General features: G+C 52.0%; 2 protein-coding genes. Both read left to right on the top strand.

Annotated features, from left to right (window positions below):
• Positions 1-243 precede the first annotated feature (243 nt).
• Entirely contained in the window at positions 244-552 is a 309-nt protein-coding gene (locus D5269_RS17560; protein WP_016315126.1) for a helix-turn-helix domain-containing protein, read from the top strand.
• Positions 539-1,828 carry a site-specific integrase gene (locus D5269_RS17565; RefSeq protein ID WP_120487433.1) on the top strand — a complete coding sequence of 430 codons (1,290 nt, stop codon included), beginning with the start codon at positions 539-541 and terminating at the stop codon, positions 1,826-1,828. The genes D5269_RS17560 and D5269_RS17565 overlap by 14 nt, the downstream gene beginning before the upstream one ends.
• Positions 1,829-2,042 lie beyond the last annotated feature (214 nt).

Consider the following 2,042-nt stretch of genomic DNA (forward strand, 5'->3'; position numbering starts at 1 on the left):
TGCCGCTTCTTTCGCTGCTGCTGTCCAAATACGTTGTATTGCTATTTGGCTCCTTCTTTATTGACGACACCGTCTAGAAAAAAAGAAGTTAAAAATAAAGTCCGGTTCGGGCCCGTAAAGCTCTTGCTTTTCGTCCCGCCGCTGGTACAATTAACTTAAAGAGCTTTTGTACCTTGAAAAAATGCTGCAATTTTGCAGCACATATTGCGGTGAAACCGGCTGCCCATGAGGGAGGGGAGCTTTATGAATGGTGTTTTATCCTGTCCAAAGGTCCTGAAGGTGAAGGATGTCCAGAGCATTCTCCAGATCGGCCAGGTAGCGGCCTACCGCCTCATCCACAGCGGGGAGTTCCCCGTCATTCGGGTGGGGCGCAGCTATCGGATACCAGAGGAGGAATTTTACCTCTGGATGCGGACAAACTTCGGGCCTGTATCCTACCCAGGCTCCGCACCCATCCCCATAGCGGCCGGAAAGCGTTCAACTGCTGTTGTTGACGATTCTTGTATCCTTATAAAGCTGAAAACAGGAGGAGTTACCAATGGCAGAAAGTAAAAGCTACAAACCTTCGTCCAAATACGCCAAGATCTTTGAGGGCGGTACTCTCTATCTCCGCAAGGACGGATACCTGATCTTCCAAAAATATGAGACCGATGAGAACGACAAGTACCGGCGGGTGATCTTCACCGGCAAGACCGAGGAACAGGTTGTCAAAAAGTACAAGGAGTTTGTCAAACGGGCCAAAGAGATCCGGGGACAGCGGCAGCAGGAAGCCTACCGGATGCTCACAAATGCGACCCACGGCCTAAAGCCCCCGGCGGGGATCGACATAGACATCTCCCTCTCTGACTGGGTGTTATACTTCATCCAGACCTACAAGACTCCGCCCTCGGTGAAGCGGACCACCTATTCTTCCTATATGCAGACCTACCAGACCCAGATCCTGCCCTTTTTTGGCAAAACGCCGCTGAACGCCGTGACCGACGCCGATATGCAGACTTATCTCAACTACCTGCAAACCAATGGGCGGCTGGATAAGAAGGGAGGACTTTCTCCCAAGAGCATCTACAACATCTTCGTGGTGCTGAATGCGGCTATGGAAAAGGCGAGAGGGAAAATCATTATTGAGAATCCCGCCGCTGACCTCCGGCTCCCGGAGATACAGCCCACCGAACGCCGTGTGCTGACGGTGGAGGAGATGGAGATCTTCATCAAGGAAATATTCTCCGAGCGGCTGCGGGTGGCCATGCTTCTTTCCCTTTTTACCGGGGCAAGGATGGGAGAGGTCTTAGCGCTGGGGTGGGGCGACCTCAATGCAAAAAAGCGGACCATTCGCATCAACAAGGACCTGGAACGGGTACAGCTTTTTGACGACCCGTCCGGCAAGAAAACGGAACTGATACTCCAGGAGACCCCCAAGAGCAAGACCAGCAACCGGGAAACGCCGGTCTATGAAAATATCTGGCGGCTGCTCATGTTCCATCGGCAGGTCCGGCTCCACGAGGGACATCCCAATCCTCAAAATCTCATCTTCCCCTCCAAGCGGGGGACCTATACCGACCCCCGAACCTACCAGAAACGGGTCCAGGCGGTCTGCAAACGATGCGAGCTGCAAGGGGTCAATGTCCACGCCCTCCGGCACACCTTTGCCACCAGACTGATGGAGCAGAATGTCCCTATCCGCATCATCCAAAATCTGATGGGACATTCCTCCATCACTACTACCGAAAGATATTCTCATGTGCTGGATGATGAAAAGCGGAAGGCCATCGACCGGATGAGCGGTTATCTTCCGGGGGAGGCTGCCCAGGAAAAAGCGCCCTCCGAGTGAGGCAAGAAAAAACGGCAAAAAATTTCGGGCTGCAACAAAACTGCAACAACCCGTAATCCAATAAAAACCGCCTCAATTTTATTCCGTTTTGCTGCGCTTCTTCCTAGGGTCTGTTCACACAAACGAAGATATGCTATAATAAGGGAATGGAACTGAAGAAAGAACAATACGAACAAATCGCAGAGTGCTTTCCGAAACAGCGGAAACCAGCAAA

The sequence above is a fragment of the Anaerotruncus sp. 1XD42-93 genome (assembly GCF_009917605.1).
Lineage (GTDB): Bacteria > Bacillota > Clostridia > Oscillospirales > Ruminococcaceae > Anaerotruncus.